The organism is Legionella sp. PATHC032, assembly GCF_026191185.1.
Lineage (GTDB): Bacteria > Pseudomonadota > Gammaproteobacteria > Legionellales > Legionellaceae > Legionella.
In genome coordinates, this window is the sequence record NZ_JAPHOV010000001.1 from 2,995,668 (window position 1) to 3,021,312 (window position 25,645).

Here is a 25,645-nt window from a genome sequence, read left to right on the forward strand (position 1 = left end):
TAGAGAGGAATGCACAGCAATATTTTGAAAGCGCGAAGGAGTTGTTCTTGCCAGTAATACCCGTTGAGGAATTCGATGGTTTTATACTGAAATTAGGTAAGAATAACTACCATTTTTGCAAGAATGAAACTCCTTTTAATAACAGCTGTAGTGCCAATATTGCTATTGATAAATATTGCACCTCTAAATTATTGGAAAAAGCCGGTATTCCTGTTCCCAAAGCCATTTCTTTAAATTTTAGTGAATTTCAACGGAATTTACATAAAGATAAAATTGCACAATTAAACTTTCCCTTGGTCATTAAACCAATAGATGGTTCGCTGGGAATCGGTGTTTTATGTAATATAAAAACATGGGAAGAACTGGAAAATCATTTAACAAAATATTTTTCCTCTTATCAGTGCTTAATAATAGAAGAATTCCACGGCAAACTAAACTCTTACCGCGTATTGGTATTTAATCAGCGTATTCTTGGCGTAGTGCAACGTTATCCAGCCACCGTAACTGGCGATAGGGTACACCCCATACATGAGTTAATTAAACTGGAAAATTTAAACAGAAAAAGAATCAATCAAGCCTTGGGTGAAATTACTTTAGATGACGAAGCTCAGATTAAACTTCAAGAGCTGGGCATAACAGAAAATTATATTCCCTCCTTTGGGGAACAAATTGTTTTATGCTATACAAGCAATGCGACAAGAGGTGGATCCTATATCACCATAAACAAGAGGATGTGCAAACAAAATCGTAAGTTATTGCTTCAAGCGTCCAAAGTACTCGACTTGCAACTGGTTGGGATAGATGTGGAATGTTCGGATATTATCAATATTCCTATAGAACAATCAAATGGCGTCATACTGGAAGTGAATCATAAGCCCAGTATTCGAATTCATGAGTTCCCAATGAAAGGAGCTCCTCAAAAAGTAACAAAAAAAATTATGCGTAGTTTTATAACCCGCCACCCTTGGGCCTATTTCTATTCTATCTACAGCAACCAACCTACCGCTTTTTATGTCCGTAGTTCTATTCTTATTCTCATTATGGGATTAATTCTTTTAGCTATTTGGTAAAGTAGGTAACGTCCCTAAAGTTTTTTATAGCTTTTCCAGGCTGAATCTGAGCCCGGATATTTCAGATTATTCCGAGCTGCTCCCTCTCCCGCGAAAAAGCATCATCATACTACTCAAATTCCTGGCGTGGGAGAGGGAGCAGATCAGAGTATGCCTACAGTTCTGGGCTTGATCTAAGATTAAGGGTGTGTAAAAACGTTGTCTATAACTTTAAGCAACGAATGTATTTAACTCCATGATAAATTCAGAACTTACGCAAAACCCCAATCTCTTCGTTAAAAACTGATTTTTAATTCGGTCATTTAGTGTATCTAAACTCCCTCATTAAAAACATTTTTTGCCTCGACCTTGGCGTTTTTCGTAAGTCCTGAAATTCTGATAATTCACTAATCTCAATGAAAGAAATTTGAGATTGAAGTGCTTAATTGAACAACATATTGAGCATGCTCATTTTGCAAGTGGTCTTTTAAAGTTTATACTTAATAATAATGAGGTTAAATTATTATTACGAGGTATTAAATGAATCCTGTATCGATTTTAGATGCCTCATTAAGAGATGGTGGACATAGAACTAATTTCCATTTTAAAGATGATGATTTAAAACAAATACTACTTCCTCTTGATAATTCGGGTATTGAATACATTGAAATTGGCTACCGTAATGGCTCTCTTCACTCTATTGAAAATATAGGGAGAGCCGGGATGTGTCCCCAAGATTATCTTCTGTATTGCCAATCTCTCATAAAAAAAGCAAAAATTGCAGTGATGGTTCATCCTCATAATGTAAACGAACAAGATCTGTTGGAGCTAAAAAATTGTGGTGTAAAATTAATAAGAATATGTATAGCAAAAGATGATCTTGTAAACGCTATCCCTTTGATTAAACTGGCTAAGAATTTGAATTTTGAAACCTCAGTGAACATTATCCATATTTCTTATTATACAGAAAGTGAACTGGATAGTTTGATTGAGGAAGTAAGCAAACACGAACCGGATATGATCTATTTTGCTGATTCTAACGGAAGCTTATTTCCTGACAAGATAAATAACCTATATAAAAAATACACCAGTCGATATAAAATTTCTTTTGGATTTCATGCTCATGATAACCTTGGTTTGGCGCAAGCCAATGCTCTTGCAGCGGTAAACGCCGGGGTTCATTTTATTGATGCCTCACTGGCAGGAATGGGCAAGGGAACAGGTAATCTAAAAACTGAGTTTTTTATCGCTTATTTGCATGCGAACAATATAAGAAAATACAATTTGGAAGATGTATTGACAGCGGCAAACTATGTAAGAAAGGCCTTGAAAATAGGCCAGGAACCTATTGAAATGAATGAATTCATAAGAGGGATTTCTGATCTGTCTACAGCAGACCTGAAAAGCTATAAATCGGGCAACCTCTAGGAAATAAGAACATTTCTAATATTAGGAATATAGAGCTGCGACATCTTTTCAGGATTAAGCCGGCAAAATCATAGATCTTTCAGGAACAAATAGAGAGTACAATGGGAAAAAAAAGATTATTGGTTATCGGTCCGGTTTCAACTCAAACCTCTGGTTTGAGGCACTTAAGCCAGAATTTATCTTTTCTTAATCCTTATTACTCCATTGAATGTCTTGATCCTCTTGTCAAGCAGCAAGAGTGTCCCGATGAAGAATATTATGGAATTTGGCAAAATCAACTAAAACAACTCATCAAAATTTATGATGCATTTGTTGGCTTTTCTTTTGGTGGTGTTATTCTTCAACAATGTTTTTCCATATTGAACGGGGAAAAAAAACAAATTATTCTTTTTTCCACACCCACATTTGCAGATTCCTCCTTAAGAGAAAAACTTGAAAAAGTCATCTCGCTCTGTTCGCAAAATAAATTGGAAGAGGCATTGTCCACGCTCTATCAAGCAGTTTACGCCCCTCATTCCATTCCTGTTACTTCACTGCAGTATTTAAATAGGGAACTTGCGATCAAGAGACTTATTTTTGGCTTAACCAAAGTATTGAACACAGATTGCGTCTCGATTTTAAATAATTGTAAGGTGAATCACCTTCATTTAATAGGTGAAAAATCACAACTGGTTAATACCAATAACGTGATAGAACCATCATGTGGCCAATTGATTGTAGTTCCAGAAGCAAGTATGAGAGTTCTGGAAAGCAACCCCTCTTTTTGTAAAGAAGTGATATTAAAGGTCTTAAATCATGAAACCCATTGACCCCATAAAAATTGCTGTATTAGCAGGTGATGGCATAGGGGTTGAAGTGACTGAAGCAGCACTTCCTGTTTTTGGAGTCTTTGATGTTCCTGTAATCTTGAATTATGGTGATATTGGCTGGGAATTTTGGAAAAAAGAAGGAACAGCAATACCCTCCAGAACATGGCAATTGATAGCGTCCTCTGACACCGTTTTACTAGGAGCGATTACCAGCAAGCCGCAACGTGAAGCCAAACAGGAATTAAGCAATGCGCTTAAAAAGAGCAACCCTTATTATGTTTCTCCCGTCATTCAATTAAGACAAGGTTTGGATCTTTTTGCGAATGTTCGTCCCTGTTTTTCCATTGATGAGCAATCAAAGCCGTTTAATTTTTGTATCATTAGGGAAAATAGCGAAGGATTGTATTGCGGATTTGATTATTTTCCTTTACCAAAAGCTATACATAGTTTATTAGCAGAAAGCCAACATTGGCAAACGATTCCAGCCGATGAAGCAAGTTGCGCATTAAGATTGCAATCAAAATCCGGTTTAACCCGTTTATTTGATTTTGCCTTTAATCATGCCATGCAAACCGGCATGCATAGAGTCACTTTGGCAGATAAACCAAATGTTCTTAGAGAAAGCGGCGAATTTACCAGGAAAATTTTTGAAAGCACAGCCCAAAGATACCCGAAAATCCAGGCGGACATACTCAATGTCGATGCCGTAGCATTATGGTTGATAAAAAGCCCAGAAAAATTTGGAGTAATCGTCGCGGAAAATATGTTTGGTGATATTTTATCCGACGTCGGAGCTGGAGTCATGGGGGGATTAGGCCTTGCACCCAGTGCCAATATTGGCGATAAAGGGAGTTATTTTGAGCCAGTACATGGAAGCGGGCCAAGAATGAGAAAAAATTGTGCCAATCCATCGGCTATGTTTTTAACGATTAGCATGCTGTTAAATCATTTTGGTTATCCTGACCAAGCAAAAAAAATAGTCAATGCCGTAATGCAAGTCATAAAGGAAAAGCGTTTTATTACTTATGATCTGGGTGGGCATGCCACTACGACAGATATGGCGAATGCAGTGATTGAACATTGTGCGCGATTGAATGCCTCTTGTTTATCCAGGGATCTTAATCCCACCCCTAAAGAAAATTTAATTGAGTCTGATACTATGCGCAGCTTGCTTCAGCAATTAATAAATTGTAATTCTGCAGAAATTTCTGATGCCCTGGACGCTTGTGGAATCAAAGGCGGATTATTGAATATAAAACCGTTATCACAGGGAATGAAAATTATCGGGCCTGCTTATACTATCCAATACTTACCCAGAGAAAAAAAAGGAACGGCCTTCCATAATGCCGCAAACTATATAGACAAGGTTCCCAGACATTCGGTAATAGTCATTGACAACAATGGTCAAATTGATTGCACCGTTTGGGGTGACCTGTTAACACATACCGCATTGAGAAATAACATCATGGGCACTGTTGTGCATGGGGCAGTGAGAGATGTCGAATCAATTCGCTCAACAAACTACCCTGTTTTTTGTACAGGAATTTATATGTGCTCTGGTAAGAATCGCGTTTACAAAGCCAATGAACAATGCCCTTTATCCATTAATGGAGTTACAATAAATCCTGGCGACATTATCTTTGCTGATGACAATGGAGTCTTGGTGATCCCAAATGATCACCTTCAGGAGGTAATGAATAAAGCAATTGCCATAAGATTAACTGAGGAACGCATTAAGACAGCTATTGCATCAGGTTCCACACTTGAGCAAGCTCGAGAAGATTATTACTATGAACAACCCTGGTTAGGTATTAATAAAAAAAGAGAGTCATAGTGTTTTCGCCTGAAAAATTTAAATTCATAGACATACACTACCATGCCGCCCCTGATCTTTATATTCGTCGCAGAAATGTAATTGGAGCGGGAAGATTGTATCACTCTTTATATGGTGCGGTCGTTTTAAAAAGTCATATTGGCAGCACTGGTGTTCAGGCAACTATTGCGCAAGAAATGGGTTTGCCCGTTTTTCCTTCTGTTGTGTTAAATCATATCAATGGAGGAATAAATTATAGAGCGGTTATCCGTGCCTTGAGTGAATATCAACCTCTTTTTTCGGGTAAAATGATTGTTGACTTCCCAACCATCACAGGTCGTAAACTTCAATCAAAACTATCAAGAGAATTAACTCACGATAATGTAAAACAATATACTCAACAGGGTGAAACATTGTTTGGATCAAAACAACAACTACGCAAAGAAGTGATAGATATTTTAAAAATGACCCGGGACTACCCTATTGTTTTAACCTCAGGTCTTGCCTCGAGAGATGAGATTTATAGACTGATTGATGCCTGTAATCAATATGATGTTCCTTCATTATTATTAAGCCAACCATCTAATCCTTTAACCGGTTTAAAATTCACCGAACTCAATGAATTGATTAAAAATGAATGGTTATGGGTGGAACAGACTGCCTTAACTTTTATTCTTGGGTACCAAGACAAACAAGATTTTTCTCAAGTATTAACTCATCTCCCTCGAGTCATTTACAGCTCGGATTTAGGACAACCCAGTCAAATGGATATTCCTGAATGGCTGCATTTCTCAAAAAAAATATTTAATGAATTGCATTTATCCGCAAAGCGCATGGAGGAGCTGATTCTCTCCAATGCCGTCACATTACTCAATTTATAAAGCTCCAATATATCTCTTACCTAGCCTGCCTCTTTCATTTTATTGCTGTGTTGCAAACGTTCCTGGGGTGCTCATTTATTGCATGCAAATAACTCTTGCAAAAACAATTGAGTGCTTTGCCAGGATCGTTGATCTGCTAATTTATTGTAATGCAGTCCCATTTCATCATCATTCGCACTAGGGTCAGTAAACGAATGAGCTGTTTGGCCATAAGCATGAACCTGCCAGTCCACTTTCCTTTCCGTCATTTCAATAGCGAACTGGTTAACTTGCTCAATTGGTACTAAGGGATCATCATAACCATGTAATATCAATACTTTCGCATTTAATGACTTATTACTCTCACCCTCCAAAGGTAATAATACCCCATGAAAACTGACAACTCCTTTAAGTGGTGCCCCGGAACGTATCAAGTCCAATACGCACAAACCACCGAAACAATAGCCAATAGCAGCCACTTTCTCACTATCCACTTCAGGCAACTGCACCACTTTGTTGAAGGCCGCATTTATACGAGTGATTAACTTCCCTCTATTTTCTCTGAAAGGAGTCATTAAAGCTCTTTTCTCTGCCTTATCCTTACCTAGCTTGGCATTTCCATACATGTCTATAGCGAATCCAATATACCCCATGCCAGCAAGCTGCCTCGCTTTGTTACAAGCTCCCTCTCCACGCCCCCCCCAATCATGAGCAACCATGACACAAGGTAATGGTTTTGAGACACTGGAATGATAGGCAATAAAACCTTTGCATACAGTCTCACCGTCCTCATATTCCACTTCCTTCGTGACTAACATATTAATCCTCCTTTTAAAAGGCCGCCCAAACAGCATTAATTGCTACCTGCCAAAGTTTTAATAAAATTAACTGCCCATATATAATAAGAAGGGCTCCTGCGAGCCCTTCTTATTATATTGTTTTAGAATATTATTCGGGAGGTGGGGTACTGGTTGGGGTACTACTATCAGAACCGCCCAGTTGTTGGCCTGTATCCGGTTTCGAACTTGGTCCAGTCTGGCTGCCTCCACTGTTCTTACCTTTCCCTGAAACATCACCCGCATTTTCCGAAATCTTTTTAGCTTGAGGCCCCAGTTTGCCAAGCATCTCTTGCCCTTTAGCCCCCAGTTTGTCGCCAATAGCTTTCTCAGCCCCATAAGTAGCTTCGCCTGCTTTCTCAACTCTACCTTTGGCTTCCTCACCCCATTGCATTGTTTCTTGACCGAAAGATTCCGGACTACCACCTATCCATCTCAGCACTTTATCTGGCAGGTGAGCAATCAATGTAAAGGCTTTTTGTACAATAATTAAATACATACTGGTATAAATTAAGATGGAGAAGAAGAAAGCATATACTCCTGCCCAGCCTGTATACCCACCTTCTAATGCAGTTGATTGATAATCACCGCTCAATTTGGATCCAAAATTATCCCATTGCGATGTATCCATCTTTGCTCCAGTCCAGTTCCCGGCGCTCTGGAAAGCTCTCTCTACTTTATTTGAACTGGTGCCTTTTTGCCATGTTTCAATTCCTTGATCTGATTGAATGTAGGAAATGGCATGATCAAATCCGGCATTCAAAATCCATACGCCAACATAGGACAAGGCAATCGCTGTAATATATCCTATTATCATCAGAGAAGGTCTTAAAAAGACATTCACCAAAATCATAATAGCGAATTCACCTTTACCAAAAGCCTCATTCCCTTCTGGATGTGTAACGCCCAATGCGACAATAGGTGCTGCCACCATAGCTTCTATAACAGCTATCAGCCAGGCAAATGATCCAAAAGTAAAAATCATATAAGGTAAAACGGGTACGTAATATGCTGTAACAAATCCTATGGATACCATGGTCCCTATCCATGCCATCAACAAAGGCATAGCCATCATAATCAAGGCAAAGATAAAGATACCAAAAAGTGGTATTAATGAACTGACCACTGCCATATTCAACAGCGTTAGCCACAAAGTACCAGAAAAATTAATATACATCGTTCCCATATTAGCCAATGCGACAATAGGATTTACTCCAGGCTGTGTCAGCGTTTGAACTCCCACTATGAAAATATCTTTCATGCCCTGTAAAGGAATCATTAAAAAGGCCATGACGATGGAATTAATCATTTCCCCAAATATGGCTAGAAAGAAGTTGTACACATACCTGAAAACATAGTTATAAAATAAGTCGCCCATCATGCGGCCAAGGCAAAACGAGAAGAACAAAATCTTCACCCTGCCACAATCAAAATCCTGGTGCTTCATATAATAAAGCGAAGTATCGACTTTAAAATTAATCAGATTAGCAAACGTCAACGGTTTTATTCCCGGCTGACCCGGCAATTGAACCATCATGGAATTGTTGACAAATCCATAGACTGTTGAAGACAATGGCCCATCCACAGACGGTCGTTGAGGATTATCACTAAGCTCAGGTTGCTTGACCCCATCCTGACCTAAAGCGGGTACGCCATCGATTAGGGACTGGATTTGAACCAGTTTATCACTCTTGTTTTGAAACCAGGTACACAATAATGAATAGGGATCCTGACACGTTTTTCCAAAGGGTTTGGTGAGCTGCGTTGGATCAAACATACTCCCATCGAGACCTGTTCCTGTATCAAATTTATCGGCAAACTCTGTTGCACTTCCATTGAGTTTCACCAAATCAAAAAAGTAAGATCCGGCCATCATCCATCCTTTGGCATTGGCTTCTGCGATAAAGTCACGAGATTTTTTATCAAATTCTTTGGACGTAGCTTGTCTTATTAGATTCAGAGTAGGCATCATAATGCCATTATAGTCACTAATCGCCCCTAAAAATTCTGTGCCATTAAACAGTACACCCGTAGTAGAGCCAGTGGAGCTGGGTACCGATCCCCATGTTTGGCAAACTTGTTGATAATTCGTGCAGGCCTCACCGTTTGCTTTATACGGAACCCCAAACTGCTGCTTGGCAATAGCGGAAAAATCATTTTTTGAGTTTCCGGTGGACGTGGTTGTTGAAAATGCCGGATCATTATTAACCATCACCTGTGCCACAGTAGACAAAGTCACATACATTTGCTGTATGGCAATCGCGCGAGACAATCGGGCGGTTTGCAGCTGGGAAGAAGTAACACTTATGTTGTTATTACCCATGGATGGATTGGTGCCCGGTTGGCCTACTGTTACAAGACCTGCACTGTTACTTTGATTAGTTGAATTTAAAGCAGAAATATTATTCCATTTGACTGTGCCGCAAATCCCATTTAAGAAATAAAATGGTGAACTTTTATCGAAATTTGGCATATCCAGAGAAAAGGAGCTAGGTTGGTCTTTTGTTAAATCTTTGGGAGTGTCATCAGTTTGCTTCTTAACAAAATTCACTGTACTAATGAAATCAGGAATCGCTGTACGGCAAAAAGTGTTCATTTCAGGAGTAGGATTACCCCCACAAGGAGGACTATTACTTTGACTCAAATAAAGATCCCTTTGCGCCTGTAATTGCTTTTGCAAACCCAACATGCAGACTTGACCAGACAATATAATCAACGCCCCTTTTGCAATACCTGAAGACGGAGACCCCGCTGCCTGCAAGCTCTTGGTTGGATCAGCCTGGGCTTGTATTATCACACCACCCCGATTGAGATAACTCAATGCGGCTTCCCATATTTTATCGGCCGCACCTACGCCTTGCACAATAACCCACATAAAAAATACCTGCATCATACAATAACCAGATGCTTTAGGTATTAACAAAGCCAAGCCGAAAGTGGAGCGAAGAGGAATCCAGATGGAAGACCATTTTTGCCCGAGCATTTGCCCTTCATGAGCCGTGTTCATGGTCGAAACCATAAGGGTATACATGATAATGATACCACCCAGAGCAAGGACAGCGGAGTTAAAAACACCAAACATATTGCCCATTATCTGGCTTCCCGTTCCGTGCAATACCCCATCGACTACACCAAACAGGTTACCTAAAAAAACAACGGACAAATCGCTTGCCGGGGGAGCGAAACTTAAAGCTCCATTATCAGCCAGTGCAAGCGCAGGAAAAAAGCCAAGGAGGATCGTAATAGCTAATTTATTCATTCTTTCTCACCCAATAACCCCTGCCTGTACCATTCTTTAACGGTACATCCCAATTTACGTTGTTTAATCTGGTAGTACCAAAAATGATAACGAAAGGCTAGTACCAATGCGATCATAACCACAACCAAGCTTATTATTGTAGCTTTCCATGAACCGTATAAAAATTGATAACCTGTATAAATAAGTAGCATAAAAGCAGCGATAACCATAATCATACTTAGTCTGAATAAGGCTTTTTGTTTGATGATCAAATCAGCTTCACTCAATTTTAATTTACTGGCTGCTTCATCAAATGATTCCACATGGGTTGGTTCCTGAGGTATGAATAACCGCTTAATGCCATTGACCAAATATAAGGTCAATGACTTCATTCTGTCCCAATCGAACCATTTGCGAACATTAATAATCCTTGTAAAAACTCTTACGATCCTTGATCCTGATTTCTTTTTCATATTTTTTACTTTTTCACAATTTTAAGTAATGGACTTTTATATATCATAATATACTATAGTATTAAGTAGTTGTTTCGTCTATCAACGTATCTCAGTAAAAAAAGAGTAAATAATGCCTGATTTAAGCCATGAAGCCGCCGCAAAGTACTGGTTTGAGTACCTTGACCCCATGATTTACAGGGTTATCACTTTTATGGAAAGTGTAGAAAACTGGACTCTTGATGGAAATCCTGAGATGGAAGAAGCGATGAAACAGTTAGGGCAAGAACTTGATGATATTGAAAAAATTGACTTGGGCTTGTTAGCAGAAGAAGACAAATTTATTCGTATCGTTGGAAATATCAAATCAGGAAGAGGTTTACGTTTGCTCCAAGCAATAGACACAGTCCATCCTGGTAGCGCCTCCCGGGTTTTAATCCATGCGGAAGAAACCAGTTTAAGTAGCAATGACCCGGCAGGTTTTTTTCTAAAACGCAATATTGTATTTGAAAGACTAAGGTTATTATCACGAGTTTTTTGCCAATACCGTCTAAAACTCGTTTTACGAGCACTCGAAGGGGATGAATAATGAAAGTACTACCTAAACTGGCCTTGGCCAATCTGTTTTGTTTTACCACTTTATCTGTTTTTGCTCAACCTGCTGACCCATCTGGACAACAGACGAGCACCAACACGTCCAATCTGGTGACCTACCTGACGAACCTGGGAAAATATTTAGGGTATGATATTACTCAATCCAACAAAGCCCCAAACCCGCCTTATTCGCAATTATTCAATTCCAATGTAGTCCAACTCATTCAAAATTACGCCTATAATACCTTTTTGGGCGCTATCCCTGTCGATGCCATGTCCCAGAGCTTAATGAATTTTGTTACCGATAAGGTACAAGGAAATTCATTAATTAATAATTTGGCAAACAATACCTTTAAATATCAAAATTTCAGCTCCCCATCCTCCGGCGCAGATGGGAAAATTACGGCTAACGGTTTAATAGATCAATCAACAGCTAGTGCCCAAACACCCACCACACCCGGCATTTTTTCAGCGCCTCAAATCACAACCTCCGGGACTTATTTAAATGACCCAGTCAGTCAGGCAGTATTCAACATTCTGGGCACCCCGGATTACAGTTTTTGTATGGACAATGAGCAAAAGAACTGGTTGCCCAATTGTAACCTCATGTATCAAAATCTGGTCATGCAAAATGTAATTGGCACTTTACCCCCGGCACAAACATCTGGTTCAACGCCTGCTTTTTATTCCTACAAATACAATCAAGCGCTCATAAGTCAACTAAACAGTAACTCTCTGATTGCCCCGTTACTGATGGATACCGCTGCGTCACAATCTGGGCAAGATTCTGGATTAACGGCAAAAAGCCAAGCCCAGCAAGCGCTTAATTTTATCAGATACGCAAGCGCTCAAGTCACTCCGCCGTCCTTACCTAAGTTGAGTGCCTACAGTGAGCTATGGAATCAAGCCACTGCCAAACCGAATTCTGCAGGTTATAATGAAGTCCAGCAAAAACAAGCAGCCGCAACATTGAGCGGTTATTTTAATAATTTGCGTGTTTATGCAGCGCAAACTTCTGTGGGCGTGAGCAACCTCTACTATATTTTATCCAAAAGGTTACCTCAAAATATGAGTGCAGACCAAAGTAATGCTAATATCACGAGCCAGGCGCTGAATGAATTCAATATGGCTACTCGACGATTGTTTGATCCAACCGCCTCCAATACTCCTGGACAACCAAACCAACAATGGATTAAACAAATTAATGACGCATCCCCTGCTACAGTTCAAAAAGAAATAGCGGTATTGCTGGCTGAAATTAATTATCAAATGTATTTGGACAGGCAAATACAAGAACGAATATTATTAACCAATAGCATTATGCTATTGCAAAACTTAAAAGCCGCTCAACCCACTGCTGATTTTTCAAGTCAAGGCTCTCCTTCTGAGCAATAATAGTCATCAATTCGGCTCCTGGGATTCTAATTCCAGGGGCTCATTGTATCCAGGTTTATTCGCCCGCTTAAAAATTTGATAAACAAAATCAATCATTTTTTCCCCTTGCGGTTGATTTTGGTTTAAATAAAAACCCGAGCTTAATGTACTAACTAAATGGTAGTTTTTGAAAAAATTTTTCGCATCTAACAAATCTGTTAAATAATCACCACGTGATTCCATAGGGTAGTAATTGGTGATTACCCAGTCCGGCTTCACTTTAGAATTGAGATAATCGGCGTAAAGGCTTAAATCATTTTTAAATGGTTTTTGGGTTAAATCGCTATTATTCAAGCATTGCGCGTCTATGAATCGAATGTCTTCTCGAGAAAAAAACGGGATAATCCCACAATCATCTAACAGAACGCTGTCACCCTTTTTTGCTTTTCGGTTGAGTAAATCAGCAATAGCCATTCTATTTTGAGTACGTTCATTATATTCTGTAACTGATTTGGATAAATGGTTTAAATCATTCCCCGGCACAAAAATCCAGGTAATAAACAACATTAATCCCGCAATTGGATATTCAGGATCCCATCTAAAGGGTTTAAAATATTGTATCAATTGATTAAGTCCTAAAACAGGTAATATGGAAAAAAGAGCGAATGGACTTAAAAACAATCTTAAACCATAGGTGACTACAGGATTTGCTTTCCAAAGCAACAAACTGTACAAAACAGAAGGCAACCAAAGTAAAGCATGCCGACAATCTTTCTTAGTAGATAATAAATAGGGTACCGATAATACAAGTAAAGGAGTTATAAAAAGAAAATAATCAAAATCTACTGCCAAAAACTGCCCATAAGCTAACGCTTTGCAACGATAGCTATTAGGAATCCAATGACCGAAATAAATTAATCTCCAAATAAAATACCCGAGATAGGGTAATATAAAGCAAACAAAAGTAATTGAACCCCATAAGAACAATCTCTTATGATCTTTAAAAACCAACTCCCTATGATCTCTCAAATATTGACATCCTATAAAAACAGCCAGAGGAATTATCCAAATGATTCCCTCAAATCGTGTTAAGCTCAATAATAACAAGAGCACATTGGTTATTATCCAATGATTGGTTGAGTAAAAGGAAAATCGATTGCTCCATTGACTGTCCTTAACAGCTTGATAACCGAATGCCAAGGTGCACTGCCATATCAATGCCAAAGACAGGGCACAATAAAATAAGGTTTCCAATCCACTGACTGCCCACCAAGCCACTCCTGTATAATGGCTAAATAAAAAAACGGGTAATATGGATAATAGAGGGCTACAAAAAAGTCTTGCCAATCGATATAAAAAAAGTAATGACAATCCCAAGCTACAACAGGAAATAACCTTCATACTGCTAACCAGAGGTAATTGCAATTTAATGACCGATGCAGCAATCATGAGCCATAAAAAATTGGAATACCCCTCTACTGGAGGCAGAGTCACATGCCAAAATAGCCCTTTCCCATTCGCTAGCTGTCGCGCATAATACCAGCTGATATAAGCATCATCTGTTGTGAAACCCCAAGCTGTATACAATGCGACTATCAGGTTGTAAGCGCAATAAATGGCTATCAATAGCACGAGAATGGTTTTTCTTCTTGGTAATAGGACGGCACGCAAAATGTGTTCTGCTCCAGAAAAGTTTTTATAACCCAATTCACAATAGCAATATCACAAAATATCAACAAGCTCTAAAATCAAGATGCAAAAAAAATAATGGGTATGATATGATTTTAACCCAATTTAAAAAAGCTGTATCCTCAATGGAATAATACGGGACTTACAACAAACACCAAAAATCCAGGTCATTGTGATAAGGGAATACCACAATATCATTTCAATGACAGTGATGCACATCTACTGGACTAAAAATGATAGGATTGACTTAAAAGTGTAATCCATGATCAATAGCTGGTGTTGATTGATAAATCCGGTACAAAATTCTCAGGATGAGTTAACCATTTAACTCAGCGAGCTATTATGTCCAAACCTTATTTTTTTTATGTCAGCGGAATGAATTGTACCAGTTGCAGCAATTCAATAGAGTCCTTTTTAAGAAACTCCAACTTGATCAAAATCAACACGTTTCATGCGGACATGAGCACCCCAGACCCCAAAAAAATTGTGATATCTCTTTCTGAAGAAAGGGAAAATGAACATAAAAGCAACTGGAAAATCATTAAAAAATTAATTGATGACACAGGGTTTACTTGCGAAAACTATGAATTCCCTCCAGCTAAAGATCAGAAACCTAATCCCCCCCTTGACAAACAGCAGACAACAACTCAACAAGAAGTCAGCAAATTATCCGCAATATTTAGCAGTGCAAAAAAAATAATCACTTCCCATTGGTTGCTTGGAGGACTAGGTTGTATCACTGGTGTTAGCTTAATGATCCTGACTATGGCCATAGGAGGTTTACCTATTGCTGTAATGATTCCTCTGGCGGGTCTCAGCATTTTATTAACCCTTGCGCTTGGAGCCCAATCTTATTATGACGCTTGGAAAAAGTTAATCCAGTCTCGCACACTCACAATGGATACGTTATTCTCAATTAGCACCATTTCCGTTCTTGTTGTATCGGTTACTGCATTCTTTATACCCTGGCTCCCCATGATGTTTGAGGCAGGATTGCTTATTTATGGATTCAGACATATTGGTATCGCTATTGAAGACACTATCAAAGACAAAATAAGTTCCGCTAAATTTCAAGACAGAACCCCACAAAAAGTAAGACTATATCGCCACCCTGATTTTAAAAAGACAAGGATTGAGCAGATTCAACCCAACGACATCATACAAGTCAAACCAGGTGAGCTTATTCCATTGGATAGCGTTTGTGAGCAAGACACTCTCATTTATCCCACCATCATTACCGGTGCTGTCATCCCTAAACAATTTCGTAGTGGTGAAAAAATACTTGCCGGGATGCGTCTGGCAAATGATGCAAAACCACTCACCCTCCGCGTTCTAAAAACTGCAAAAGAATCATATCTTGCTCGTCTTGATGAAAGCATAGCTCAATCTGTACTTGAAAAAGCACCGATAGAAGTAAAAACAGGACAGCTTCTTACCTATTTTATCCCCGCCATTATCGCTCTCTCCATTCTTTCAGGAGTAATCGTCGGCCTAATCGCTACACCAGCGCTTGCGATACAATGTGCTATTTCAGTATTGGTTTCTGCTTGTCCGTGTACTCTTGGTTTAATTATTCCTCTCGCAGTGAAAACTGGAATTCATAAAGGAGCCGAACACGGCGTGCAGTTTAAAAACTCCAGGGTATTACAATTAGCAGAACAAATTGATGTAGTCATTTTTGACTTGAATGGCACTTTAACAACCGGGGTTCCTGCAGTTAAAGAATATGTGGTATTAAATGATGCTGCTCTTTCTTCTGAGCAATTTTTAAGCATTTGCAGCGCATTGGAGGAGCAATCAAAACATCCTTTCGGAAAAGCAATACAATCGTTTACCCAAGGAATCAATAAACAAAAATTCAATATTGCTAATTTGGATCATTCGAACCACTCAGGCATTTCAGCAGAGATTAATAGTATTCAATATACTATTGGGAGTAAAACCTTAATGCAGGAAATAGGGATTTCTACAACTTCGCTTGAAAACCAAATGAATCTGGTTGCGGGCGATAGCCTGGTGTTTCTAGCCAGAAACAAACAACTATTAGGTTATCTGGTTATTACCGACCCCTTACGAAAAGATGCAAAGCAAACGGTTGAAGCTTTAATTAAAATGGGGAAAGAAGTGCATCTATGCACTGGTGCAGATGAAAAAACAGCCTATCGTTATGCGCAAGCTCTTGGCATTAAGAAAGTCCATGCTAATTGTGTCGCTACAACTATCAACACAGAGGATGGATCCAAACCCGTTTACATTAAATCATTACAAAATCAGGGACTAAAAGTAGCTATGATTGGAGATGCGGCTAATGACGCAAACGCACTTGCTGCGAGCGACTTCGGTATCGCTGTATTGTCTCAAGACAGCGATGAAATCACCCAGCAACACGCCTCAGCAATTATACAAAATGGAACCATATTGCCCATAGCCAATGCCTTTGCCATATCAAAACAAACAGTAAACAATATCAACCAGAATTTGTTAATCAGCTTAGGGTATAATTTGACAACAGTATTAATAGCTGGTGGTCTGCTAGTCACTCTTGGTTTTGTATTAAATCCTGCTGTTGGTGTGGCATTAATGGTAACTCAGGCTTGTTTTGTCTTGCTTAATGTATACCGCTTTAAAGAGCAACCCTTGCAACATTTGCAAGACAAACCTCAGGAAAAATCAGAACCGGCACCTTCGTCTTATGAGGTCATGAAGAAGAATACACCTAATTACCATAAGGATCCTGGAATTAATCATATGCAAGTCATTCAAGCTGGAAAACAACCAGCCAATAAAAATAAATCGCCTTCCTTTTGGAGCGATTATTTTCCTGATTTATTTGAGGAAAAGACGGACACAAGCAATGAACATCTAATGAATAACAGTTTAGGATAAGCTCCCGATAAAACCTGACTGAATTTAGAATGAATTTGTGTCTATCGCTACTTTAAAGAATACATCACTGCCAGAAAAACCCTCTCTACGCTCAGTATGACATGGAGGGTTATCATAACTCTTGGGAATAAGGTGGGCTAAGACAAACAATAATGCATACACATCATTATATAGACAATAAATCAATTATATGGTCAAATTAACAGAGCTAATTAACTTACATTTTAAGAAAACTCATGCCAACCACCTATGAAAATATGACATCCAAAGTTCCCAGTTTAAAATCCTTGGCTGCTAATGTTGTGCAAAAAACCAATGCGAATCTCTTTTTCAGGTTGCACTCACTTGAAACGCCCCCTGAGATTAAAAAAGAGTTTATTGACAAGAATCTAGAGGCATTAACTCATGAATTAACGGAAGAGTACCAAACAAAGGTGGAAGCCAGGGAGGAAAAAATTGAGGAATGCAGTTCTAATCTTAGTTCTACTGAATGTTTTGTAAAATGCTCCGCTTTTACCCTCACCACGTTGATGGCTGGAGTGCACGTTGGTATTTATTACATATTGAAAGCAGCAGCTGTCGATTCATCAACGCAAATAGCTTATATTTCGAGTATCCCTGCTACTATTTGTTTCTCTATGTGCGTTGGCGTCTGCCTGAATCGACAAATTACCAAATGCTTGGGTTATTGTTTTACGCCAAGTGTGCCTGATAAAATTACTGTCGATTTGGATGAGTTGGGCAGACAATCCCATGTTAGCCCATAAGCAATTTTCTGGATTCATTGAAAGAACAAGTTGACCCATTTGAATTAAATTTATCCAGATTTTGTAGAATAAAGTTTCATCCCAACGTACTCTTCACTCCCTGGTAATTGTTAAAAAATAGGGAGTGGTTTCATACACCCATTGTCCACCGTATTTTTTTTGACAATACTCATCAAAAAACAGCATCATGCTGTTTACAATATCTTGATACATTTTACCGGGGAGATCCTTGAATAATGGGGCGCCGTGTATAAAATTTTCAAATAACTCAAGGTCAGGTAATTCCACTTGGCAGTGTTCTACAACAAAAGAAATGCTTTTAAATGGCAAATTATCCAATGCTCTTCGGCATTGAACAGAATAATTCTCCCGCATCATTTTAGATTGCACGACATTTTTAGCGACATCAGGGTAAAGATTTTGAAATTGCAAGCTGTTTAATACTTCAAATAATGTGCTTTGTTTGCCAGAGGAAAAAATGGCGCAAATTTTACCTCCTGGTTTCAAGACATGATATAAATTGGATAATGATTTTTCCAAATCAGTCCAGTGAAGGCACCAAAAGGATACAATATTATCAAATGGCCCGTAGATTATAGGTTCCTGAATATCCCCTATATCAAAACGAATGTTGATACTCCTATAATGTTTGTTCGCATAATCAATCATTGTTTTTGATCGATCCAAACCGAGTACATATCCATCAGGGACTAAATTGGCTAGTATTTGAGTGAAACTGCCATCACCACAACCGGCATCGAGTAAATAATCATTACTATGGATAGATATCTTTGCAAGAAACTTGCTGGAAATTTCTCTCAGGATATAGTTACCTTTTGCATAATTGGTTGCAGACCAATTATTTAATATGGCAAGCAAACTTTCATTATCCATTCGGGATTTCTTCCAAAATGATTTACCAAGAGTCTCATGTAAATTATAGAGTTCTCCAGCACAATTTTCTAAAAATCGGAAGCTTTTAATATTGTATTCTCTGAGAATCTCTAAACTAGTGAGGTTATAAACAAGGAATCCCATTGGGCCATTGCAACCAATTTGTCTCAGGATAAGGTAAAGAAATATCAACCAAATGCAAAGTATAGGCATGTCTGGATTGATTAGAAAAATTAGCCTGGCTTTTATGTGGAACTCTGCCATGTAGTATAATTAATGCGCCTTTTTTAACAGGTAAAGGAACACTCTTGTCTTCTGGCCAAGGACTTGAATCGAAATTTTCAAAATAAATTTCGTTTTCTCGACGAAACATCCTTTGCTTTAAGGGGGTGGTACAAGGGCTTGGAATCACTTCCAAACAGCCATTTTCCAAAGTAGCATCTTCTATTGCAAACCAAAACCCTAAGGCGTCACTGTCCTCTCCGAAAATATAGGTACTATCCTGATGGCAAAGCACTTCAGCCCCTATTCCTGGCTGTTTGAATATGTACATCGATTGTACCAATCCAAGTGTTTTTAACCCAAGCTGATGCGCGATCTTCTTAATTCGATCATCTCGGGAATATTGCCTAAAAACAGGATCCAGTTCATGTAAAGCATGTCCGATTTTATTAATGGATTGATTAAAAGGACGGGTACAATCACCGGCTTCATCAAAAGCGCCTGGCTCAAAAAAATAATGAATTTTATCTCCAGAATCAAGGAAATATTGTTTCTTTGCATGCTCATTGGTTTGCGTGGAAAAAATGGTTTTAGGTATTGCTGTTTGATTATTTTCAAGCAATGTGTCTATGCGTTGCTTTAAAAGATCACATACAGGTTCTGCAAAGAAATTATTAATTACCAAATATCCATTTGTGAAAAAAAAATCACATTGTTCAGAAGAAAGTTGCATCCCATGCTCCTCAAAAATCAAAATCAAGACTTGAGAAAACCTCCAGGGTCAGGGTAAAAAAGCATTTAATGAGCATGAACTCAATGATCGCATTAAAAACCTTTCCCACATAAAGATTAGGTATTTTTCATAAGCCCTGAAATATTTCAGTTAATTTATCCATTACATCATCTACGGTAATTAATTTCATGGCGTCATATCCATGCACCTGCGTACCCCAAATATTTTTTTCTGGGCTCACTCCTAATACAGTTTGGATAGCTTGCGAATACCTGTTAACTACTAAATGTTGAAAAGTGTAGGGACCAGAAATACAGGGATTAGTTACGGCATGCAAAGCCACAACAGGAGTGCCTACTGCAGCCGCCATATGAGAAGGCCCTGTATCAGGGCACAAGACTGCTTTTGCTTTACTGATCACAGCCAACAATTGCTTAGGTTTGGTCTTCCCAACCAAATTAATGGCCGGGATTTCTTTCGCTATTTGCTCTACCAATGATTTATCATGATCACCAGGCCCCCCAGTTAAAACAACCTTGACATTCCATTTAACTCGCGCCTGTTTCAGAACCTCGATGTATCGCTCAGCCAACCAACTGCGCTCAGGTTTACTGGCTGCAGGATTAACTACTAAAATTGGGCCTTCCTGTTCAGGCAAATGCTTTTGAGCCCATTCATAATCTGCCTTGGTAATAGGTAAATCCCAGTGTATTATTTTTTCAGTGATACCTAAAGGCTCAGCAAACTTTAAAAAACCCTCAAGCGTATGTTCCAAGCCAGGAGTAATACTTTCCTTTACAAACAGACGATGGCCATCATTGGCTCTATGGGAATCATAGCCAACTTTGCGTTTCGCTTTAATAAATGGAATGAGCCAATTAGTTCTAAAACTGGCTTGAGGCGCTAACAGCACATCAAATTGGCGAGGAGACATTTGTTTCCTAAACCGCCAATAGTCAGCAGGCGTCTTAGGTTTATCAATAACGATAAACTCTACGCCTTCCATTCCTTCCACCAAATAAAAAGCGGGTTTTGAAATAACCCAGGTCAATTGAGCGTTAGGCAATTTATTTTGCAGGGTCCTAATCAGTGGGACCAACATCAAAACATCCCCTAAAGCTGAAAGCCTTATGATGCAAATCGATTTAATCATTCTGCAATACAAAACGAGAGCCGCAATAAGGGCAGACTTCCACCCCTGTTTTTTCTATAGGCAAATAAACCTTAGGATGAGCATTCCATAACTCCATCTCATCTGTTGGGCAACTCAATGGTAATTGATGTCTATGTACTACATAATTTTTTTTAGCGCTAGCAGGTTCTTTTGTTGTTTTCCTCATATTGTTCCTTTGCGGCATGATGTCAATTAGAGACAGTATTATCTAATATTTCCCTTATTTTCGCTATAATATCTGTACTAAATCCCTTGTTTTGCGAATCATAGTATAAAGTACCCTCCCAATGCCTTAACCAGGTTAATTGCCGTTTGGCTAATTGCCTTGTTGCAGCTATGCCTTTTTCCTTCATGGCCTCATAATCATAATGCCCTTCAAGATACTCAAATATTTGTCTGTATCCAACACATCGCATGGAAGGCAAGCTGATTTGAATAGGCCATTTTTCTTGTAATTGTTGAACTTCTTCTATAAATCCATCGATAAGCATCGCGTCAAACCGTTGCGCTATCCGTTCATGCAGCCAGGATCTTTGTTCGGGAAAAAGAGCAAGATTAACAAAATAATATTCAGGCTGTTCAAGAGGCTCAGCCAAATAAGTCGATAAGGTTGAACCAGTTATGTAATAGACTTCCAACGCTCTTTGAATTCTTTGCGTATCATGTGCATGAATACGAGCGGCTGTTACAGGATCTAATTGGCTTAACCTTTGATAAAGAAAATCCCAACCCCGTGATAAGGCTTCTTCCTCCAGTCGCTTACGAACTGTTTCATCGGCTTCAGGTAAAGCGGCTAACCCTTTTTGCAGGGCATTAAAATACATCATAGTTCCGCCTACTAACAAAGGAATATTTCCTTTCTTGATGATTTCCTCGCACAAAGACAAAGCATCTGCACAAAACTGGGCTGCTGAATAGGATTCCACCGGATCTTTAATATCAATTAAATAATGAGGAGCTCTCTGTAATTCGTGAGCTGAAGGTTTTGCTGTTCCAATATTCATATCTCTATAAATCATTGCGGAATCAACACTAATAATTTCAAAAGGGAAATGGGTCACCAACTCACATGCTAACCCTGTTTTTCCTGAAGCAGTTGGCCCCATTAAACAAAACACTATCTTATTCATGCAATAACATCCGGCAATCATCAATGGTTAATGCTTTACATATTTGACGTCTCTCTTCTTTAAGAAACAGTTCCAGCAACAATTGATTCATTTCAATACGCTCTTCAACTGTTAATTGTTTTGGATCAAACATTTGAGAATGGCTAATTAACGCTATCAATTGCTCAGTATGAAAAAAATCCAATTCGCAGAGAAAATTAAAGAAAAGACGAACATCTAAATAGGGCGCACTCAAAGGGATGCTGCGAATTAACAATTCATCATCATTAGGATATTCAATTCGTATCCCAACACGAGCCAACTCATGCTTTAAGTGATCCAGCTTATGTATCCATTGTTTTGGTAATGGATACCGAATTGAGATCAATAAAGGCCTGCTCTCCAGGGGTAATGCCTTTTTGATTAACTGCTGTTCTGTCCATTCTTGAAACAGCGTTACTAAATCCACAAGATAAGGTTGTTGCTTTATAAAAACCAAAATAAACCGCTCATTTAAGATAACCCACTGAGATTCCGTTTCAGGATGATATACAGGGCTGTTTTTTTTATACCCTTTGCTGATTATAGTTGATAATAATGAATTGGCATCCCGGTTTGGGAGTAAAGCACTTGCCCCTTCATGTGTCTCTCTATCATTGCAGACATGGGAAGGTTCTGAAACCGTATTTTGCTGTTCGTTACAAGTGGAAGCAGCATACGCATATTCTCTTGTATCAAAATGGTCAAGAGTCGATTGCAACGCTTTCGTCAATTGGGAAGTAAAAAAATCATGCACCAGACGAGGCTGTTGGAATCTCACTTCATGCTTTGTAGGATGGACATTCACATCCACTTCAGAACCAGGCAGAGTAAAATACAACAGACAAACTGGAAATCTGCCAGCATGCAATAAGCCATCATAAGCTTGCTTTACTGCATGCTGGAGTAATTTATCCTTTACCATGCGTTGATTCACATAAATCCACTGCCTATCATTCTGACTGCGTTGCAAGCGCTGGTTACTTATCCAGCCATAAAGACGCATACCACTGTGTTCCACATCCAGAAAAATAGCTTCTCTCATAAAAGTATTGCCCAAAATGCGGCTCATACGAATGGATTTGGCTTGCTCACTTAACGCCGGAGGTAATGAAAAAATCAGTTTCTTATTATGCTTAAGCGTTAATGCAATCTGGGGAGCACTTAATGCAAACCGTTTCACAACCATTTCAATCGCTTGAAATTCCAGTTTTTCATTTTTTAAAAACCGCTTACGAACTGGCGCATTATAGAACAAATCAGAAACATCGATGGTAGTGCCTATATTCCGCGCACAAGGAGAGAGAGTCCTGTTCTCTCCCTCTACTCGCAACATCATCGCATTGTTCTGCCCCTCAGGCTTTGAAATGATAGTCATTTTGGCAACAGAGGCAATACTTGCCAATGCTTCCCCTCTAAAGCCCATACTATGAATGGAATATAAGTCATTAAGTGTTCTGATTTTACTGGTTGCATGAGCTGCAACAGCTAAAGGCAAGTCGTCTCCAATAATTCCTGAACCATTATCACTAACTGTAATCTGCAACAATCCCCCATAATTGATATCAACCCCAATAACACTGGCACCAGCATCCAAAGAATTTTCCAACAGCTCTTTAACTACCGAAGCAGGCCTTTCTATGACTTCTCCTGCTGCAATCTGATTGGCTATTGCTGGCGAAAGTTGATGTATCCTTACGACCATGTGTCAGGTATCACTAATTTTTGCCCGGGCATAAGTCTTGCCCTTGCTTGAAGACGGTTAATTGATTGTAATGCGCTCACAGATATCCTATACCGAGCAGCAATAGCAGGAAGAGTTTCGCCTTTTTTAACGATATGAAAATTAGGAGAAATCATAGCCTCGATTCGAGTCCCATGAGGGGGATGATCCCAAAAGTAATTTTTTAGTCCTTGGAATATTGCCTGGCTCAATCGCTCCTGATAGGCAGGATTGGTTAAATTTCTTTCCTCGCGGGGATTTGAGATAAAACCGGTTTCAACCAAAATAGAAGGAATATCTGGAGATTTCAGAACAACAAAACGGGCTTGTTCCACTTTGTTATTATGCAAATTAGTAAAATTATCCAATTGACCTAATACTTTTCCTCCCATTTCCAAACCAGCATTTATTGTCGCAGTTTGTGATAAATCGATCAAAACGGAGCGGACTACCCCGTTACTATCATCCAACTCACCTAAATTCACCCCGCCTAATTCAGAATAATTCTCCTTTTCTGCTAACCACCGTGCTGCTTCACTGGTAGCGCCTCTTTGTGATAAGGCAAATACCGAGGCTCCATTGGAGTGAGGATTATTGAATGCATCGGCATGGATGGAAATGAATACATCTCCATTATACTTTCTGGCAATATCCAGCCTTTGTCTCAGTCCAACGTAATAATCGCCTGAGCGTGTCAGAACTGCACGCATACCTGGTTGCCTGTCTATCAATCGTTTCAGTTTTAAAGTAATAGCCAGTACAACATCTTTTTCATTACTGCGACGCGGACCTCTCGCTCCAGGATCTTTACCTCCATGCCCTGCATCTAATACAACAACAACATCACGCAAAGGTTTTTTTGATGGATTATGAGGAACTTGAATAGGCGTTTTATGTATTGTTATTCGTGGTTCTGATGGCTGGTTAGATATTTTCAATTGGCTTTGTTGAGCTGGGGCTTTAACCGTTTTAACAGGTGTACTCAACTGACTACGATTATTTATGACTAAAGGAGTATCATTAACGAGATCAATCCTGATCCCATTAAATTCACCTTTCGGTTTCCATGAAGATGAGCGCACCTTGACCGGTTGTTTTACATCCATGACAAGCCTTAGCGTGTTCTTGGAGGGGCTGCCACTCCTTACCTGCTGGATAAGAGAATTGATTAAACCTAATTGACCGATATTAACAGCTAAATATGTGTCACTTAAGTCTAAAACCACGCGATTGGGGTGACTTAAGGTAAATAGTTTATGGGTAAATGAACCTTGTATAGTAAGATAAAGAGACGTGACAGCTGATTGTTGAGATACTGAAATATTTTTTAATTGTGCAGAAAATACAGCAAAAGAACTTGGTAGATATAATAACAGGCATAAGACCCACGCTCGCATCATCATCATTCACCCGCCAGGCAAGCTAAAATTTGTTTACCAGCGATACTTAATGCAGCTATTTGCATTAGACGCCCAGTCCCTCTAATTATTAAATTAAACTGAATATCTACTGGAGGCAATGTTTTTCCAGCATGTTCAGGCCATTCAATACAGCAAACACTCTGATTGGAAAAATAGTCTCGAAAACCCAGGTAATCCAGTTCTTCTTCCTGGTGAATACGGTACAAATCAAAGTGATGAACATAAAATTTACTGCAATTGTAACTTTCAACTAATGAATAAGTTGGACTCTTGATGGCTGAGATTACCCCGAGTGATTTTAGCATGGCGCGGATAATGGTTGTCTTCCCGGCTCCAATGTCACCACTTAAAGTAATCACCAAAGGCGCTGTTATACAAACAGCCAATTTTTCTGCAAATCTTTTGCTCTCTTGTTCACTAACCAAATCCAAAGTTATGAAATTATCATTATCTTCAATAGTCATATCGAGAACACTATATAATGTATCTGTTTAGAAAAAGCCTGCCAGCCCAATCCTGTCATAAACAAGTATTA

General features: G+C 39.0%; 21 protein-coding genes. 9 read left to right on the forward strand and 12 right to left on the reverse strand.

Annotated features, from left to right (window positions below; genetic code table 11):
• Positions 1–47: 47 nt before the first annotated feature.
• From OQJ02_RS13365 to OQJ02_RS13385, 5 genes are all read left to right on the forward strand, one after another.
• Positions 48–1,070 (forward strand): UDP-N-acetylmuramyl peptide synthase, encoded by a 1,023-nt coding sequence (locus OQJ02_RS13365; protein WP_265719489.1) that lies wholly within the window; start codon positions 48–50, stop codon positions 1,068–1,070.
• 519 nt (positions 1,071–1,589) lie between these two features.
• Positions 1,590–2,477 (forward strand): aldolase catalytic domain-containing protein, encoded by an 888-nt coding sequence (locus OQJ02_RS13370; RefSeq protein ID WP_265719490.1) that lies wholly within the window; start codon positions 1,590–1,592, stop codon positions 2,475–2,477.
• Positions 2,478–2,578: 101 nt separating this feature from the next.
• A complete protein-coding gene (locus OQJ02_RS13375; protein ID WP_265719491.1) occupies positions 2,579–3,286 on the forward strand; it encodes a hypothetical protein in 708 nt (235 codons plus the stop codon).
• A complete protein-coding gene (locus OQJ02_RS13380; protein ID WP_265719492.1) occupies positions 3,273–5,120 on the forward strand; it encodes an isocitrate/isopropylmalate family dehydrogenase in 1,848 nt (615 codons plus the stop codon). Before OQJ02_RS13375 ends, OQJ02_RS13380 begins: the two co-directional genes overlap by 14 nt.
• Entirely contained in the window at positions 5,120–5,980 is an 861-nt protein-coding gene (locus tag OQJ02_RS13385) for a DUF6282 family protein (protein WP_265719493.1), read from the forward strand. Before OQJ02_RS13380 ends, OQJ02_RS13385 begins: the two co-directional genes overlap by 1 nt.
• Positions 5,981–6,051: 71 nt before the next feature.
• Here OQJ02_RS13385 and OQJ02_RS13390 read toward each other — a convergent pair whose 3' ends face one another.
• From OQJ02_RS13390 to icmV, 3 genes are all read right to left on the reverse strand, one after another.
• Positions 6,052–6,777, reverse strand: a complete 726-nt coding sequence (locus tag OQJ02_RS13390) for a dienelactone hydrolase family protein (RefSeq protein WP_265719494.1) — start codon at positions 6,775–6,777, stop codon at positions 6,052–6,054.
• Positions 6,778–6,907: 130 nt separating this feature from the next.
• Positions 6,908–10,054: a type IVB secretion system protein DotA gene (dotA, locus tag OQJ02_RS13395; protein ID WP_265719495.1), complete on the reverse strand. Its 3,147-nt coding sequence runs from the start codon at positions 10,052–10,054 to the stop codon at positions 6,908–6,910.
• Positions 10,051–10,506: a type IVB secretion system protein IcmV gene (gene icmV / locus OQJ02_RS13400; protein ID WP_265719496.1), complete on the reverse strand. Its 456-nt coding sequence runs from the start codon at positions 10,504–10,506 to the stop codon at positions 10,051–10,053. The genes dotA and icmV overlap by 4 nt, the downstream gene beginning before the upstream one ends.
• A 112-nt stretch (positions 10,507–10,618) precedes the next feature.
• On the opposite strand from icmV, the gene icmW reads away from it, so the two are divergent.
• Positions 10,619–11,074: a type IVB secretion system protein IcmW gene (gene icmW, locus OQJ02_RS13405; protein WP_265719497.1), complete on the forward strand. Its 456-nt coding sequence runs from the start codon at positions 10,619–10,621 to the stop codon at positions 11,072–11,074.
• The gene (gene icmX, locus OQJ02_RS13410; RefSeq protein WP_265719498.1) at positions 11,074–12,474 is read left to right on the forward strand and encodes a type IVB secretion system protein IcmX; all 1,401 of its coding nucleotides are present in this window, start codon (positions 11,074–11,076) and stop codon (positions 12,472–12,474) included. The genes icmW and icmX overlap by 1 nt, the downstream gene beginning before the upstream one ends.
• Before the next feature lie 6 nt (positions 12,475–12,480).
• Here icmX and OQJ02_RS13415 read toward each other — a convergent pair whose 3' ends face one another.
• A complete protein-coding gene (locus OQJ02_RS13415; RefSeq protein ID WP_265719499.1) occupies positions 12,481–14,124 on the reverse strand; it encodes a protein LphB in 1,644 nt (547 codons plus the stop codon).
• Positions 14,125–14,484: 360 nt separating this feature from the next.
• Here OQJ02_RS13415 and OQJ02_RS13420 point away from each other — a divergent pair, with 360 nt between their 5' ends.
• Positions 14,485–17,028 carry a heavy metal translocating P-type ATPase gene (locus tag OQJ02_RS13420; protein WP_265719500.1) on the forward strand — a complete coding sequence of 848 codons (2,544 nt, stop codon included), beginning with the start codon at positions 14,485–14,487 and terminating at the stop codon, positions 17,026–17,028.
• A gap of 236 nt (positions 17,029–17,264) precedes the next feature.
• On the forward strand, positions 17,265–17,795 hold the full coding sequence (locus OQJ02_RS13425) for a hypothetical protein (protein WP_265719501.1): 531 nt from the start codon (positions 17,265–17,267) through the stop codon (positions 17,793–17,795).
• A 93-nt stretch (positions 17,796–17,888) separates the two neighbouring features.
• On the opposite strand, the gene OQJ02_RS13430 is transcribed toward OQJ02_RS13425, so the two are convergent.
• The 8 genes from OQJ02_RS13430 to tsaE all read right to left on the reverse strand — a co-directional run bounded on the left by OQJ02_RS13430 (position 17,889) and on the right by tsaE (position 25,574).
• On the reverse strand, positions 17,889–18,689 hold the full coding sequence (locus OQJ02_RS13430) for a class I SAM-dependent methyltransferase (RefSeq protein ID WP_265719502.1): 801 nt from the start codon (positions 18,687–18,689) through the stop codon (positions 17,889–17,891).
• Between the two features lie 124 nt (positions 18,690–18,813).
• Positions 18,814–19,671: a Dot/Icm type IV secretion system effector LegD1 gene (gene legD1 / locus OQJ02_RS13435; RefSeq protein ID WP_265719503.1), complete on the reverse strand. Its 858-nt coding sequence runs from the start codon at positions 19,669–19,671 to the stop codon at positions 18,814–18,816.
• A gap of 100 nt (positions 19,672–19,771) precedes the next feature.
• Positions 19,772–20,746: a glycosyltransferase family 9 protein gene (locus tag OQJ02_RS13440; RefSeq protein ID WP_265719504.1), complete on the reverse strand. Its 975-nt coding sequence runs from the start codon at positions 20,744–20,746 to the stop codon at positions 19,772–19,774.
• A 43-nt stretch (positions 20,747–20,789) separates the two neighbouring features.
• A complete protein-coding gene (locus tag OQJ02_RS13445) occupies positions 20,790–20,984 on the reverse strand; it encodes a zinc-finger domain-containing protein (RefSeq protein ID WP_011216566.1) in 195 nt (64 codons plus the stop codon).
• 22 nt (positions 20,985–21,006) lie between these two features.
• Entirely contained in the window at positions 21,007–21,948 is a 942-nt protein-coding gene (gene miaA, locus OQJ02_RS13450) for a tRNA (adenosine(37)-N6)-dimethylallyltransferase MiaA (RefSeq protein ID WP_265719505.1), read from the reverse strand.
• Complete coding sequence (gene mutL, locus OQJ02_RS13455; RefSeq protein WP_265719506.1) at positions 21,941–23,671, reverse strand: DNA mismatch repair endonuclease MutL; 1,731 nt, start codon at positions 23,669–23,671, stop codon at positions 21,941–21,943. The genes miaA and mutL overlap by 8 nt, the downstream gene beginning before the upstream one ends.
• Positions 23,662–25,092, reverse strand: a complete 1,431-nt coding sequence (locus OQJ02_RS13460) for an N-acetylmuramoyl-L-alanine amidase (RefSeq protein ID WP_265719842.1) — start codon at positions 25,090–25,092, stop codon at positions 23,662–23,664. The genes mutL and OQJ02_RS13460 overlap by 10 nt, the downstream gene beginning before the upstream one ends.
• Positions 25,092–25,574 carry a tRNA (adenosine(37)-N6)-threonylcarbamoyltransferase complex ATPase subunit type 1 TsaE gene (gene tsaE / locus OQJ02_RS13465; protein WP_265719507.1) on the reverse strand — a complete coding sequence of 161 codons (483 nt, stop codon included), beginning with the start codon at positions 25,572–25,574 and terminating at the stop codon, positions 25,092–25,094. The genes OQJ02_RS13460 and tsaE overlap by 1 nt, the downstream gene beginning before the upstream one ends.
• Positions 25,575–25,645 lie beyond the last annotated feature (71 nt).